The 13984-nt window shown below is 59.2% G+C and carries 14 protein-coding genes; 1 reads left to right on the plus strand and 13 read right to left on the minus strand.

The features are described 5' to 3' along the window. Positions 1 to 79 precede the first annotated feature (79 nt). The 5 genes from rapZ to GSQ80_RS14885 form a co-directional block, all read right to left on the minus strand. Positions 80 to 1051 (minus strand): RNase adapter RapZ, encoded by a 972-nt coding sequence (gene rapZ, locus GSQ80_RS14865; RefSeq protein WP_158788346.1) that lies wholly within the window; start codon positions 1049 to 1051, stop codon positions 80 to 82. A gap of 68 nt (positions 1052 to 1119) precedes the next feature. Then, complete coding sequence (locus tag GSQ80_RS14870) at positions 1120 to 1440, minus strand: HPF/RaiA family ribosome-associated protein (protein ID WP_158788347.1); 321 nt, start codon at positions 1438 to 1440, stop codon at positions 1120 to 1122. A 77-nt stretch (positions 1441 to 1517) separates the two neighbouring features. Further along, positions 1518 to 3062, minus strand: a complete 1545-nt coding sequence (rpoN, locus tag GSQ80_RS14875; protein ID WP_158788348.1) for an RNA polymerase factor sigma-54 — start codon at positions 3060 to 3062, stop codon at positions 1518 to 1520. A 149-nt stretch (positions 3063 to 3211) separates the two neighbouring features. Next, positions 3212 to 3940 carry an LPS export ABC transporter ATP-binding protein gene (gene lptB, locus GSQ80_RS14880; RefSeq protein WP_158788349.1) on the minus strand — a complete coding sequence of 243 codons (729 nt, stop codon included), beginning with the start codon at positions 3938 to 3940 and terminating at the stop codon, positions 3212 to 3214. A 4-nt stretch (positions 3941 to 3944) separates the two neighbouring features. Continuing rightward, positions 3945 to 6458, minus strand: a complete 2514-nt coding sequence (locus GSQ80_RS14885) for an LptA/OstA family protein (protein WP_158788350.1) — start codon at positions 6456 to 6458, stop codon at positions 3945 to 3947. 133 nt (positions 6459 to 6591) lie between these two features. On the opposite strand from GSQ80_RS14885, the gene GSQ80_RS14890 reads away from it, so the two are divergent. Beyond that, positions 6592 to 7251, plus strand: a complete 660-nt coding sequence (locus GSQ80_RS14890; RefSeq protein WP_158788351.1) for a hypothetical protein — start codon at positions 6592 to 6594, stop codon at positions 7249 to 7251. 106 nt (positions 7252 to 7357) lie between these two features. On the opposite strand, the gene glyS is transcribed toward GSQ80_RS14890, so the two are convergent. From glyS to GSQ80_RS14930, 8 genes are all read right to left on the minus strand, one after another. After that, positions 7358 to 9451, minus strand: a complete 2094-nt coding sequence (gene glyS, locus GSQ80_RS14895; protein WP_158788352.1) for a glycine--tRNA ligase subunit beta — start codon at positions 9449 to 9451, stop codon at positions 7358 to 7360. Positions 9452 to 9472: 21 nt separating this feature from the next. Then, positions 9473 to 10429 carry a glycine--tRNA ligase subunit alpha gene (locus tag GSQ80_RS14900; protein WP_158788353.1) on the minus strand — a complete coding sequence of 319 codons (957 nt, stop codon included), beginning with the start codon at positions 10427 to 10429 and terminating at the stop codon, positions 9473 to 9475. Positions 10430 to 10438: 9 nt separating this feature from the next. Next, positions 10439 to 10990, minus strand: coding sequence for a pyridoxamine 5'-phosphate oxidase family protein (locus GSQ80_RS14905; protein ID WP_158788354.1), 552 nt, complete (start codon positions 10988 to 10990; stop codon positions 10439 to 10441). A 49-nt stretch (positions 10991 to 11039) separates the two neighbouring features. Next, a complete protein-coding gene (gene recO / locus GSQ80_RS14910; protein ID WP_158788355.1) occupies positions 11040 to 11789 on the minus strand; it encodes a DNA repair protein RecO in 750 nt (249 codons plus the stop codon). Between the two features lie 46 nt (positions 11790 to 11835). Next, on the minus strand, positions 11836 to 12288 hold the full coding sequence (locus tag GSQ80_RS14915; protein WP_158788356.1) for a DUF1569 domain-containing protein: 453 nt from the start codon (positions 12286 to 12288) through the stop codon (positions 11836 to 11838). A 128-nt stretch (positions 12289 to 12416) separates the two neighbouring features. Next, a complete protein-coding gene (locus GSQ80_RS14920) occupies positions 12417 to 12677 on the minus strand; it encodes a 4Fe-4S binding protein (protein WP_158788357.1) in 261 nt (86 codons plus the stop codon). A gap of 138 nt (positions 12678 to 12815) precedes the next feature. Further along, complete coding sequence (locus GSQ80_RS14925) at positions 12816 to 13685, minus strand: inositol monophosphatase family protein (protein WP_158788358.1); 870 nt, start codon at positions 13683 to 13685, stop codon at positions 12816 to 12818. A gap of 1 nt (position 13686) precedes the next feature. Further along, positions 13687 to 13971 (minus strand): RNA chaperone Hfq, encoded by a 285-nt coding sequence (locus tag GSQ80_RS14930; RefSeq protein ID WP_158788359.1) that lies wholly within the window; start codon positions 13969 to 13971, stop codon positions 13687 to 13689. Positions 13972 to 13984: the final 13 nt, after the last annotated feature.

The following is a 13984-nucleotide window of genomic DNA, read 5'->3' on the forward strand; positions in this document are numbered from 1 at the left end:
TGACCCCGAATCCTGCTTGTCAGATACATGCTGGCGAAGATTTTCATCAATCGTTAGTGTACTGCCCACGCGAACAGCGTCACCCCAGTTTATGGGGCATATCCCGATGGGACGACTTAGCACGATACCCTGCTGCCCCGAGTCGCTTCTTCAATTCTTCTGCAATCATCACGGATCGATGCTGCCCACCCGTGCAACCGATTCCTATCGTGAGATAGCTCTTGCCCTCGTGAATGTAGTGAGGCAGCAGAAACGTCAGCATGTCGGTAACTTTGTCCAGAAATTCCCTGGTTTGCGGAAACCGACGGACGTACTTCGCCACCTTGGGATGCTTTCCAGTCAGTGCGCGAAATTCCGGAACGAAGTGGGGGTTCGGAAGAAACCGAACGTCAAAGACCAGGTCTGCATCACTTGGGACCCCGTTTTTGAAGCCGAAACTGGTGACCGAAATGGTGAGATTGCGGTCGTTCTTCCCGACGCCGCGCGTGAACTGAGCATTGATGTGCGCTCGGAGTTCATGCACATTGAAACGCGAAGTATCAAGCAGTATATCTGCGACGTTGCGAATCGGGTCGAGCCTTCGACGTTCAGCACGTATTGACGCAGGCACCGTCTCCCCGCGACCAAGAGGGTGAGGACGGCGCGTCTCAGAAAACCGCCGGACCAGGGCGTCATCAGACGCTTCAAGAAAGACGACTCGGGTAGGTAGAACTTTTCTTACCTTCGCCAGGATCGACGGAAAGCGCTCAAGACGACTACCTTCGCGTACATCCACCACCATCGCAGCGTGCGTGATCTCAGCCGACTTCGCGACGAGGTCGGCAAAGCGTGGGATCAACTCAAGCGGGAGGTTATCGACCGAATAGAATCCGAGGTCTTCAAACGTCTTGAGCGCCGAAGCTTTGCCGGAACCAGAAAGGCCGGTAAGGATGACAAGTTCGCGCGGCTCAACGTCACCCGATCGCCTGCGCTCCCTGGAAGACGTTTTACTTCGTGCCTGCTTGGGCAGCTTCTTTGCCTTGGCGGAGACCTTCGGAGCAAGGGTCGTCATGTGGAAATCGTAGCATCATCAAAGGTCTGGCATCCTCCGAAACCAGGCCCGAAGGATGCCAGAAGGATTTAGTTGTAGGCGGGAACGGCTCTGGGGCGATCGCGCACCGTCGCGTAGCGTTCTTTATGACGAATTGCCTGCAGCTCCACCTTCTGCAAAGCATCCCGGAGGGCCGTCTCCATCTCGGCAGACTCACATGTCGCAACCAGGCTTTCATTGCGGCATTGAACTCTGACCTCAGCGATCTTCCGATATTTATCTTCCGTGAGAATGAAATGCGCGCTGCTGCAGCGATTAGCGACGAGAGCAACTCGGCCCATTCCTGCTTCAGCGATCGTTCTAAGCTTTGGTGTGACGGCGGTGTGACGTCCCGTGTATTCCATGATCATGAAAGATTCTCCTTGCAGCCGGAACGCTGCGGTTGAGACTCATGAGATGCAGCCATGCGCTACTGGATTACAGAGAACTAGCGCTGGCGCCTTTGGTGTGTGCTTGGGATTTGCATGTCTTCGCGATACTTGGCAACCGTGCGTCGAGTGACTTGGATTCCCTGACGCTGCAGCTCTGCTGCGAGATAGTCGTCGGTCCACGGTTTGCGAGGATCCTCCTCTTCAATAAGCTTCTTCACCCTTCTTTTCAGAAGAAGCAAAGGCAAATCTCCCCCCTCCGGTCCGCCAACGCCTTCGGAGAAGAAGAATCTTAGCTCATAAACACCCTGTGCGGTATGTACATATTTATTTGCGACGGCCCGGCTGACCGTGGAGGGATGGACCCCGATCTCTTCTGCAACCTCCTTAATCATCATTGGATGCAGGCTCTCCACCCCCCGCTCAAGAAACTCGTGCTGACGCCGGACGATAATTTCACAGGTGCGAACGATCGTATTCTTGCGCTGCTCGATGTTTCGAAGTAGCTGAATCGCGGACTTATAACGCTCTTTGACGTACTCTCGAACGTCCCGGTCGACTGTCTTTTCACGAAGCATGCGCCGATAGCTCTTATTGAGCCGCAAGGCGGGCAGGTCCTCTTCATTCATCACTACGACGTACTCATCGTCGCGTTTTACGAATGCCACATCTGGCTCGATCAGACGAGTCTCAACCTCGCTATAACGTTGACCTGGCCGAGGATCCAGCGTTCGGATCAAGTCAATCGCCTCATTGACCCTCTCAACTGGTCGTCGGCAGAGTCGAACAAGCTCGCGCATATCCTTCTTTTGCAATAGCGCAAGATGCTGGCTAACGATGAGACAGGCGGTATCGATGATCAATATTCGCTGGTCGTCGAATTGGCCCTCAACCAGCGTCTTTGCGCGCCGTGCTTCAGCAATTTCCAGCTCATGACGAAGCGCATCAAGTTGGCACAACAGACACTCGCGCAGGTCGCGGGTACCGACCCCCGGTGGGTCAAGGTGGATAACCACAGAGCGTGCTTGTTCAATCAATGCCAGATACTCTGCCGAAGTCTTCTGCGAGCCCGGCAAAGCGGCGCGTAATGAGGCACCAAGTTCCTCAGAACTCGCAGTCAGATAGCCGTTCTCATCCAGATTTCCAATGATCAGTTCTGCAGCAGTCTTCAGGTCGTCGCTTAGCGTCAAAGAACCAAGCTGCCACGCTAGGTGATCGGTCAACGTACTTGGTTGCGACAGAAACTGTTCGAAAGATGGTTTATCCAGCTCTTCGAAGTTCGAGGCCGTGCGATAACCAGGGTCCAAATAGTCCTGAAAATAACTTCCAAAATCAATCTCGTCGAACGGATCCTTCTCTTTGTGATCCGCCTCGCCGGCTACGTCTTCGGCACTTCGTTCGCGAGTTCCCTCTTTGCCCGACCGTTCATCGAGGGTCTCGGTCGACTCGTCGATTTCCTCAAGCACCGGATTTGCCACCAGCTCGCCATTGATCATGTCCTTTAGCTCAAGTTTATTGAGCGCCAGAACGCTGACCATCTGAACCAGCCCAGGGGTCAAAACCTGGCGTTGGGAGAGCTTGACATTTAGATGGGGCTGCAACAACGGTTCTACCTCGCGAGTAGCCTGGGAAGGTTCTACCGTGCCGCCGGCAACGTACCAGCACGCTAAGGGCCAGTTTATCGCGCAATCGTAGAAAAAGATTAAACTTCGGAACCTATTTAGCTACCCCAATGCATTCGTGGGTATTTTCGCTAAACGAGGGAGAATCCCTCTCCGAGGTACACACGCTTTACGTCAAGATCTCGTCCAAGCTCGCCTGGAGTTCCGGTCCGGAAGATGCGACCCTCGTTGATGATGTAAGCGCGGTCCGTAACGGACAGCGTCTCACGAACATTGTGGTCAGTGATAAGGACGCCGATGCCGGAGGCTTTGAGATCAAAGATGATCTGCTGAAGTTCCAGAACCGCGATCGGGTCAATTCCGGAAAACGGCTCATCGAGCAGGATGAAGGCCGGCTCAATCGCCAGGCAGCGAGCAATTTCCACTCGACGGCGCTCTCCCCCGGACAACGCGTACCCGCGGGTCTTGCGCACATGTCCCAAATTCAATTGAGAAATAAGACTTTCAGTTCGCTTGCGCCGCACCTCCCAGGTTAAGTGCTGTGTTTCAAGCACGGCCAGGATGTTTTCCTCGACGGACAAGTTTCGGAAGACCGATGGTTCTTGCGGAAGATAACTGATGCGATGCTCGCGGGCACGCAGATACATGGGGGTACGGGTGATGTCGGCTCCGTCGGTGAGAATGCGGCCCGAGTCTGGCCGCACCAGGCCGACAATCATATAGAACGAGGTCGTCTTGCCCGCTCCGTTCGGCCCGAGTAAGCCTACAACCTCGCCCTGACGGATTTGCAGGCTGACGCCGCGCACTACCTGGCGACCGCCATAGGCCTTCGTCAACTCCTCAGTCTCGAGGGTCTTCATCTGGCTATTGCCTCTCTTCTTTTTTGCCTGGATGAACGTATGTTTCTGTGTGCACACGTCCCCCTTTACCCTTTGGCGCGCCCTGTTCCCCGGCTACCACAATCGTACTACCTGCGTTGCCAAAGATGAGTGTGGCGCCGGTCACGCTCCCTTGCAGTGTGTCCGTGATGTGCGCCGGATTGGAAGGCGTGCCCGTCAAGACGTAATTTGCCTTGGCGGCCGTATAGAGCAATTGCTCGCCTGTACCGTGACGGCCAGGCTGGTCGATCTGGACGGTGCCGTAGATGACCACCCGATCGATTGACCCGTTGAACGGATTCGGTTGGCTGGGCAAATTTGATACGGGATGCATTGCGGGTGGAGCATGAGTAGGGGTGAGGAAGGCAACAGCATGTTGTCCACGCACTTCACCCATCGTGCCATCGATCGTGACGCCGTCGGAGAATGTCGCCTCCCGCTGTAGATCGTTGTAGTCCATCTTCGGACTGGCGACCCGGATCACGCTAGGCAGGTGAGGAGGCGCTCCTGACTTCGATGGAAAGGCATTCGAGGCCAGAATGGCGTGGACGAGGCCATCTGGCTTGCCGGGCCGCGCGCTGAAGGTTCGCTTGATGCCATCGAATAGGAGTGTGGCGGCCTGGACCTGCGACGCGTCCTGCCACATGCGCGCGGGCGCTGCATCTGTGCCATAGAAGGTGGCAAACCGCGTCGCATGGTCGAAGTGCGCGCTAGCGGCCAAGATGTGCGTCACCGGCTCGGGCTTGGAGCTCGAAGAGGAATTCGGTGTCTTCGGCGAGGAGTTCTGGAACGTGGCCTGCACACCGCCGCTCGCTTCCGCGTCCTGCGTGCTTTGGTTCAACGAAACGGTCGGCGCAACGACTGAGCCGTTTTCACTATCCAGGTGAACACCGCCCGTGAGCGTGAGGATCTGGGATTGGCCGTCATAGGTTGCACGCTCCGCTGTGCCATTGGTTGCAGAGCCTACCGTGGTTGACCCAGGCTTTGCAGCAGCTCGGTCATGGATGACGACATTGCCGGTCTGAACCGCTGACACGATGCTCATCGTGCCACTTTCAGATGACGCAACATCCGTATGGGGAGCTGCGAAGAGAATCACGAGAGTGTCGCCGGTACTGATCTCCTGCTCTCCGAGGGGCGCGTCCTGTTGCAGTTGCGTGTGGCCGGTTCCGTAGAGCCTCTCCGGATGCACTTTGCGGTCGGCCGTCTGCGTAAAGGTCGTACGAAGGTCATCTGCGCTTACCTGCACGTTCTTAAGCGCAGGAGGCTTGGAGCTATCTGCGGGGGCTCCCTTGGTCTGCGCGGCGAGCGACTGGCCGCTCGCATGCGCTGAGCCAATCGCATGAATCTCGGTGAGATGGGATGGCGACTTACCCTGGCCTGGAGCAAAGATGGCGATGATCTTTGCTCCGTCCATTGAGCGTGTTAAGCCGCTTGGAGTCGACTTGCGATCGACCATAGAGAGCTTGGCTGTGCCAGTGGCCATGAGCTTCGTCGGCTGACCTTGCGCATTCATAACCACATCCACAACGGCTGCCGAACCGTGTGCTGGCCTGACTGGATTGCTATCTACCATCACCACATCGCCGGTCAATTTTGCAGTCTGAGGGATCGACTGGGCGTTTAGCGTGGCATCAAGATGATTTGCCGTGATCTGCTGGGTCTTATCCGTCAGAACCACGTGATTGTTGCCCTGCACGCTTTCGATCGAACCATCGTGGCGGAGATAAATCACTGCAGCGTCCGCCGTCATCTTGCGCCCGTCGGAGGTAACGACAGGCGTTGTGAGGTTCGCGATGCTCTCATCGCGACTCATGTCGGCATGCGCAGCCGTCACATGAAGAGGCTTTCCGTGCGCCAACCCGTCCATATGAACGTTGGCCAAAAGTTTGAGCGTGTTCTCATTGGTGTTGAACTCGGCGCCAAGTGCGGTGCAGGTCATGTCGCCGTAGTTGAACTCCACTTGCTCATCGGTTGCTGCTACTCCAAGCTTGCGCATGTAAACCAATCCACTGGTGCGAACGTGGATAACGGGAGCCGAAGCTGGGCGTGGTCTGGAGGTCTGGATCTCGGTCTGGGTCTGGGTGCGGCCGCCGTTCGCCAGGCCCTGGGGCGGCTGGATGTCCATGAAGACTTCGCCTTTGGCCCGCGCCACCTGCGCATTCTCGTCGTACTCCATCTCGGACCCGTAGATGTGGTCCGCGGCATCGCCGTTGCGGTTGTAGAGCAGCAGTTCGGCGTCGTGCAAGGCGTACTTGCCACCACCCAGCGTGCTCTCGGTCTTGGCGCGGATGGTGAAAATCTTCTTGCCCTTGAGTGACTGAGAATAGGTAACGCCGTTCGAGTCGTGAGTGATAGAGACGCCGGAGCGGGCGATGATCTGTCGATACTCCTTGAGTGCTCGGTAGCGGCCGTAACCGATGAACACGGCCAGAACGAAGACCAGAAGCAAGGCTCCTGCAATCAGTACCCACCGAAGTCTTTGTATCGACAGTCGCATCGTTCTTCTGTGTTCCCTGTCTCTATCTTCTCATTGTGGCGGAGTGGTCTGGCACAACGTGGGACGCTTGTCGCAGACGGTAAGACGAACGAATCGATAGAAAAGATAGGTGTCCGATCGATAGAATAGGGATATGGCCGATCAGTTATATCTCAGTTTGTGGTATCCGAACTTCCGGTTGGAGTCGCTTCCGGCGGCTTTGGTGGGCGTGCTGCGGCAGTTTGCCGTGATTGCCAAGGATGGGCAGGCGAACAGCGCGCTTGGTCGCGTGGCAGCGGCGAGTGTGTATCCGATCGACTGGACGGAGTCGCCGACCTATCAGCGTATCTATGTGAACGACGAGCGGGCGCAGACTTCGGAGGATACCGAGGGATCGATCATCGAGAACGCCGTTGCCGAGGCCACCGAACAATTGCACGATGACATGGCCTACGAGTTCGAGATGCGCTGGATGCTGTGGCTGCCGGATCCGGCAGGAGCAGGATTGGATACGGCTTGGCGGCTCGAGCCTTGGCGAGTCAAGATTACAGGGTTTGGGCCGCAGTTCGACGCCGGAAGCTTTGAGCAGAATGGCCAGATTCGGGTGGACTTTGGGCTGGATACGCCCTGGGTGCTCGAGGACGAGTCGCTGGACGAGGACGCCGCGGAACGGATCAAGCACAATGTGGAGAAGCTGCTCGCGTTCACGCTGAGCGTGGAGAAGCACTGTGGGATCTCCAGCCGATTGCTGTGGACCGAGAGCGGCGAGCCACTGGCGGAAAAGCTGATTGCCCGCTTGCAGCGGCTAAATTGAGGCTTACCCCCCGGGGTGCTTTTTGACCCAAAGTCTTGAGAGAAGTACCGATGGGCTTGGACTTTATGGCAGCCTGACCGGTGGTGGGCACTCTTGTTCGAGGGGGTTAGCCGGCGGTGACGATCTCGGAGAAGTCGGCGATACGGGAGAGGTCCTCGAGGGTGCGATTGAGGAGCGCGAGCCGGTTGGCGCGGATGTCGTCCTCGGGAGACATGACCATGACCTTGTCAAAAAAGTCATCGATGGAGGGGCGGAGGGCGGCGATCACGCGAAGAGCCTCGCCATAGTTGCGTTCACGCTGAAGCTCCTGGATCGCGGAAGCCGCTGCACTGGCTGTGACGGCGAGAAGCTTCTCCGCGGGGTCTAGAAGAAGATCGTGGTCGACGATCGACGGGGGGACGTCCCCCTTCGCATGGGCCTGGGTGAGGATGTTCTTCATGCGTTTGAAGGCGGCGGAGACGGCGAGGAAATCTTCGCTGCCGCGGACGGCGGTGACGGCTTCGGCGCGGGCTACGAGGTCGCGGAGGTCGTCGGTGCCAGCGGCCATCGCGGCTTTGACGACGTCATAGGCTTGATCACAGCCCTCTCGTAGATAGAAATCGATGCGTTCGGCGAAGAAGGCCAGAAGCCTGACCTCTGTGTCCTGTGCTGGCGTTGTGGAGTCTATGACGTCACTCAGCAAGATGGGCAGAGACGACTCGGCCAAGATGCGCACGATGGAGTTCGCGGCCCTACGGAGGGCGAAGGGGTCCTTGGATCCAGTGGGTTCCATACCGAGCCGAAACATTCCGGCAATCGTATCGATGCGGTCGGCGGTGCCAAGAATCGCGCCTTCTGGCGAGCGTGGAATCGTATCCTTCGCGGAGGCAGGCAGATACTGGTCGTAGATCGCGTCAGCGACGGTGGCGGGAAGGCCTTGCGAGCGGGCGTACAGGCCGCCGATGATGCCCTGCAGCTCGGTAAATTCCTTAACGAGGTCGGTGGTGAGATCGGTCTTGGCGAGAAGCGCTGCCTCGGAAATTGCCTTCTCGTCCAACGCGCAACCTCGTTCAATCGCAAACGTCGCGAGACGCTGCGCAATCACAGCAACACGCTCGGATTTTTGTGCATAGCTGCCGAGGTCCTTTTGGAAGGTGACGTTTCCGAGCAGCTTCACGCGATTGGTGAGCGGGGTTCGCTGGTCGAACTCCCAGAAGAAGCGGGCATCGTTGAAGCGGGCGCGGAGGACCCGCTCGTTGCCCTGCTTGATGATCGGCGTGCTGATTTCGTCAAGAGCGATGTTGGTGACGGTGAGGAAGTGGGGGGCTAGCTTGCCGTTGCTGTCTTCTACCGCGAAGTACTTCTGGTGGTCGCGCATCACCGTGACCAGTACTTCCTCAGGAAGCTCGAGATAGGAGGCCTCGAAGTTGCCGAGGAGGACATCGGGCCATTCCGTGAGGTGGGTGACGGCGTCGACAAGTGCGTGGTCTTCGCGCCAGCGAGCGTTGGGGATCGCACGAGTTACATGGTCAAGGGCCTTGCGGATCTTTTGGCGGCGCACTTCTACGTCGGCCAGGACGTATTCGCCTTCAAGCTGAGCCAGGTAGCTGTGGGGGGTGACGATCTCAAACGGCTCGCCGGTGGAGAGGACGCGGTGGCCGTAGGTTGCGCGGCCGGCGGTCTTGCCAGCGAAAGTGAGCGGCACGATTTCATCGCCGAGCAGGCAGGCGAGCCAGAGGACGGGGCGGACGAAGCGCTCGGGTTTGCCAGCACGCCAGTACATGTTCTTGGCCCAGTAAATTGCTGCGATTTCCTTGGGAAGCTCCAAGGCGAGGACTTCGGCGGCGGTGCGGCCGCGCTTGAGGGTGGCTGCGGCCAGATAGTCGCCCTTCGACGTGGAGATGGTCTTGAGGCCGGAGACGGCAACGCCGGACTTGCGAGCAAAGGCTTCGGCGGCGGGGGTTGGGACACCGTCCTTGAAGGCGATCTTGACGGCGGGACCGGTGGTCTCTTCGGTGATGTCGGGTTGCTGGGTGAGAACGCCGCGGACAAGGACGGCGAGGCGGCGGGGGGTGGAGTAAGAATGCGCGATGGGGTCACCGACAACGAGCTGCTCGCGCGCGAGGAGGCCGAGGGTACGCTTGAGGAGCTCGGCCTGGGCGGAGGCGAGCATGCGCGCTGGGACTTCTTCTAAACCGATCTCGAGTAAAAAATCTGGCATTTGGTTCCTAATTCGTTCTGGTTACGCGGCAGCGGTGAGTCTTCCCTGCTCGGCGTAGATCTTCGCGACGCCTACGATAAGGTTGCGGATGCGGGCCATGACGCCGACGCGCTCGGTGACGGAGATAGCGCCGCGGGCGTCGAGGAGATTGAAGGTGTGCGAGCACTTGAGCGCGAGCTCGTAGGCGCCCAAGGTTGGAAAGCGAAGAACCTGTAATGGGTCGGGGCTCTCTTCGACGAGCACTTCCTTGGCGCGGGCTAGCAGGGCGAGGCACTCGGCTTCGTAGAGCTCGAGGTGTTTCCAGAGGCTGGGAACGTCCGCGTAGTCGAAGGAATAGGCGCTGAATTGCTGCTCTTCATGCAAGCGAACCTGGCCGTAAGTCAGCTCGGCACCGGTTGCGGGATCACGGGACCAGACGATGTCGTAGATGCTGTCGAGGTCCTGGAGAAACTGTGCGATGCGCTCGAGGCCGTAGGTGATCTCGCCGGAGATGGGGTCGAGGTCCATCCCTCCGCACTGCTGGAAGTAGGTGAACTGCGTAATCTCCTGGCCGTCGAGCATGACCTGCCAGCCAACGCCCCATGCGCCTCCAACGGGCCACTCCCAGTTGTCTTCTTCGAACTTGATGTCGTGCTGCGCAAGGTCAATGCCTATGGCTACCAGCGATTCCAGATATAGCTCCTGCACGCGCTCCGGCGGTGGCTTCAGGATCACTTGCAATTGCGTATGGCGAAACAGCCGGTTGGGATTTTCGCCGTAGCGACCGTCAGCGGGGCGCCGCGAGGGTTGCGCGTAGGCGATGCTGATGGGCTTAGGGCCAAGGACGCGCAGGAAGGTGTCGGGCGACATGGTGCCGGCGCCAACTTCGAGGTCGTAGGGCTGCTGGAGGACGCAGCCGTGCTCGGCCCAGAAGCGCTGCAGAGTGAAGAGCAGCTCCTGGAAGGTTAAGGCTTTCTTCTTTTCAACTACCGAAGGCATCCCATGATTCTAAATGCCGCGTGCGAATTCTTCTTCGGTGAAGCGCGGTGTGATGTGCTGGGAGCAGTTCCAGTCGTAGGCGACGATGGAGATGACGACGATGCGCTCGATCTTTGCAGGATAGGCGGTCTGGTGGAATCTAGCTTCGAGCGCAGGGTCCTGGCCGAGTTCGACGATGCGGGCGTGGCCGATAATCTTGAGCCGCGCCTGATGGGGATAGTCCATCAGGAACAGAGCGACGCGGTCGTTAGTGGCGAGGTTGCCGGCGGTGATGTACTGCTTGTTACCGGCGAAGTCGGCGAAGGCGAGGGTCCGGCCGTTGAGGACCTGCAGAACGCCGGCGGGGCCGCCGCGATGCTGGATATAGGGCCAGCCGTCCTCGGTGACGGAGCCGAGGTAGAAGCTGTCGCGAGCGGCGATGAACTGCTCCTCGAAGTCACCGAGGGATTCGTCGCGGGGGCCGAGGGCGGCGAGGCGCTCGTACTGCGCGCGGGAGTTATGTAGTTCCTGCAAACGCTTGGCGGCGGGAGAGAACATCGTTTTCGCGAACTTACTGCCCATGGGGTCCTCGTACAGTTAGAGTGCGCCCGCGCTGACGGGTTGCGGGAATTTACGGGTTCAGGGCAGCAGCGCTACGGAGGCGCCGTTCGAGGTGTCGCTCCAGCGTCGCAATGGCGAAGGCGCGGAGGTCGGCGGAGCGCGTTGAGGGCCAGGGTTCGGCGAGGAGATCGGCCAGGGGGGTCCGAAAGATGCGGTTGGTCTCCGAGACAGAAGCTGCGGTGAGGGCGCGGCTCCCGGGGCGGCGGTCGTCGTAGCAGGTGACGCCGTCCGCGGTTGGCGACCAGTAGACGGTTTGGTTGCGGAGGTCGAGACCGCAGGCAGCGCAATGGCCTAGCTCTGGCATCCAGCCCATCAAGCGGTTCATCCAGAGACAGAAGTAGAGCGTGGGGAGGTAGACATTCTCGGATCGAAGGCTGGTCAGGACGGTAACAGCCAAGCGGTAGATGTTGTCCTCGGGGGCCTGGTCGGGCATGGCTTCTTCTAGGACTTCGGTGACGAGTTGGAGGCCGGCGAGGCGCAGAGTTTCGATGGGCGCCATGAGCGGGGACCAGAGGATTTCGAACTGGTCGAGGCGGACGAGGTCCTGTTTGGGTCGCTCAGTGTAGTGGGCGCGGACCTGCGTGGCGGGCTCGAGCGCTCCGCCGAAACGCTTGCGCGACTTCATCGCGTGGCGGGCGACACCTTTGACCTTGCCTTGGTCCCGGGTGAAGAGCGAGACGAGCAGGTCGGCCTCGTGGAAGGGCCAGGTGCGGAGGACGATGGCCTCGCCGTGATGTTGGATTTGGCGGCCTTCAGGCATAGGGACAGAGTGTAGAGGAAAGAGAGTAGGGGATAGAGAAAATAGGTTAGCGGTTGAACTGGCGGAGGTGGTGGTCGGCGTGGAGATAGCCCCAGCGCATCCAGTCGGTGTGTTGCATGGAGCCGAAGAACGGGTGGTCGCGGGTGTGTTTGGTGAGGGCGCAGAAGTTGTCGAGCGCCGTGAGCAGGGTTTCGTGATCGTGCTCGAAGGTGCTGCAGGACATGCCGGGAGCGTCGAGTTTGAGCTGCGGGATGGTGGTTGTGGAGTGCGGCCAGGGCGTGGGGAGTTTGGGCGCGAATTGCTTAACCACGCCTGGAGGATAAGGGAGAGAGATGAATTCGACCGGAGTATCGGCGAGGGCATAGAGGTAGGCTTCGCGAACGTGGCAGATCATTTGATCGACGGTCATGATGCCCCACTGGGGCACGTCGGAGGGTGTGAGGCTCCGGATGCGTGTACTGATCTCGGCGGCGTCCTCGGGGTGGGCTAGCGTCTTCATAGACTCAGGAGATCAGGGTACGCGAAAGGGGAAGGCCGGGCCTTAAATGCGAAGCGCGCAACTTAAATACAAAGCGCGCAGCCATGGCTGCGCGCTCGTGTGAAGAATCAGTAGCGGGAGAGATTGGTCTAGCGGCCGAAGTGGGATGCGTTCTTTTCGCGAAACTCTTCCCACTTTTCGGGCAGGTCGTCGCTGCCGAAGATCGCGGAGACCGGGCAGACGGGAACACACGCGCCACAGTCAATGCACTCGACAGGATCGATGAAGAGCTGATCGTCGGTTTCGGCACCGTCCTCGTCAGCCTTGGGGTGAATACAATCTACCGGACAAGCGTCCACACACGCCCGATCCTTGGTGCCAATGCAGGGTTCCGCGATTACATACGCCATCTCAATTTCTCCTTGATACTGCTTTAACTCAAAACTTCACGAGTAGTGTACTCATTTTAGCAATAAAGCCGGAATGGTCTGAAGAGAGGCCATAAATTTACGGTAATCGGTTTGAGGCCTGGTTTGCTTTGGAATTGGCTAACGGCCTTCGGCGGCGCGGCGGGCGGCAAACTCGGCAGGCGTGAGGATGGGGTCTAGGTTGCGGCCGGCGAACATGTCGGCGAAGAGGTGCTCCATCGCCGGGTGGATGACGCCGTTGGAGGCCAGGATTTCGCGGCTATCGAGGGTGAACTTGCTGCCGTCAAAGTGGGTGATGCGGCCCCCGGCTTCCTCGATGAGGAGATAGCCGGCAGAGGTATCCCACGGATTGAGCTGAAACTCCCAGTAGCCGTCGAGCCGTCCGCAGGCGACGTACGCGAGGTCGAGGGCGGCCGAGCCGGCGCGACGAACGCCGTGCGAGCGCAGCGTGAACTCCTGATAGAAGTGAACGTTGGGGCTCTTGTGGCGCTTGTTGCTAGGAAAGCCTGTGGCGATCAGCGACTCGTCGAGCGAGCGCGCGCAGGAGACGTGAATGGGTTCGCCATTGAGCGTGGCGCCTTCGCCCAGGGCCGCGGAAAACATCTCGTCGCGGAGCGGATCGTAGATGACGCCGGCAATCATCTGGCCGTCTTCGTTAGCGGCGAGGCCAGGATGGCGCTGCTCGCATCCGAGAACGACGCAAAAAGCAGGAAAGCCGTGGGCGAAGTTGGTGGTGCCGTCGAGTGGATCGACATACCAGCGGAATTCGCCGTCGAGACCTTCGCGAGTTCCCTCTTCGCCGTAGATTCCGTGTTCTGGAAACGCTGCGCGTAGACGGCCGCCGATCAGGGCTTCGCTGGCGCGGTCGGCTTCGGTGACGAGGTCGACGTCGCCTTTGTACTCGGTACGCACGCCGCGGTGATAGAAGTCGCGCAGAAGGGCGCCGGCCTCGCGCGCGATGGATTCGGCGGTGGGAAGAAGCTCGGCCATGCTAGAGGCCCGCGCCGTCGTCGCGCGGCGCAGCGCGGCGCAGACCTGGGCCGCCACCTTCGGTGATGGTACGAATCTGCGCCTTGTAGATGAAGAGATTTGGCTTGCCTTCGCGGGTGAGGCGCAGCATCATGTCGTCGAAGTATTCGACCCAGCCGCTGACTGTCTCGCCGTCGCGCAGCTTGATGGTGACAGGAACCTGGCGGTCGCTGAGAGATTTGAGGTAGAGCGCTTCCTGCCCGGTTTCGCCGGCAGGCGGTCCTTTGTGACGCTTCTTTGTCGCCATGGTTAGATTGTAC

This window comes from Granulicella sp. L46 (assembly GCF_009765785.1).
Taxonomy (GTDB): domain Bacteria; phylum Acidobacteriota; class Terriglobia; order Terriglobales; family Acidobacteriaceae; genus Granulicella.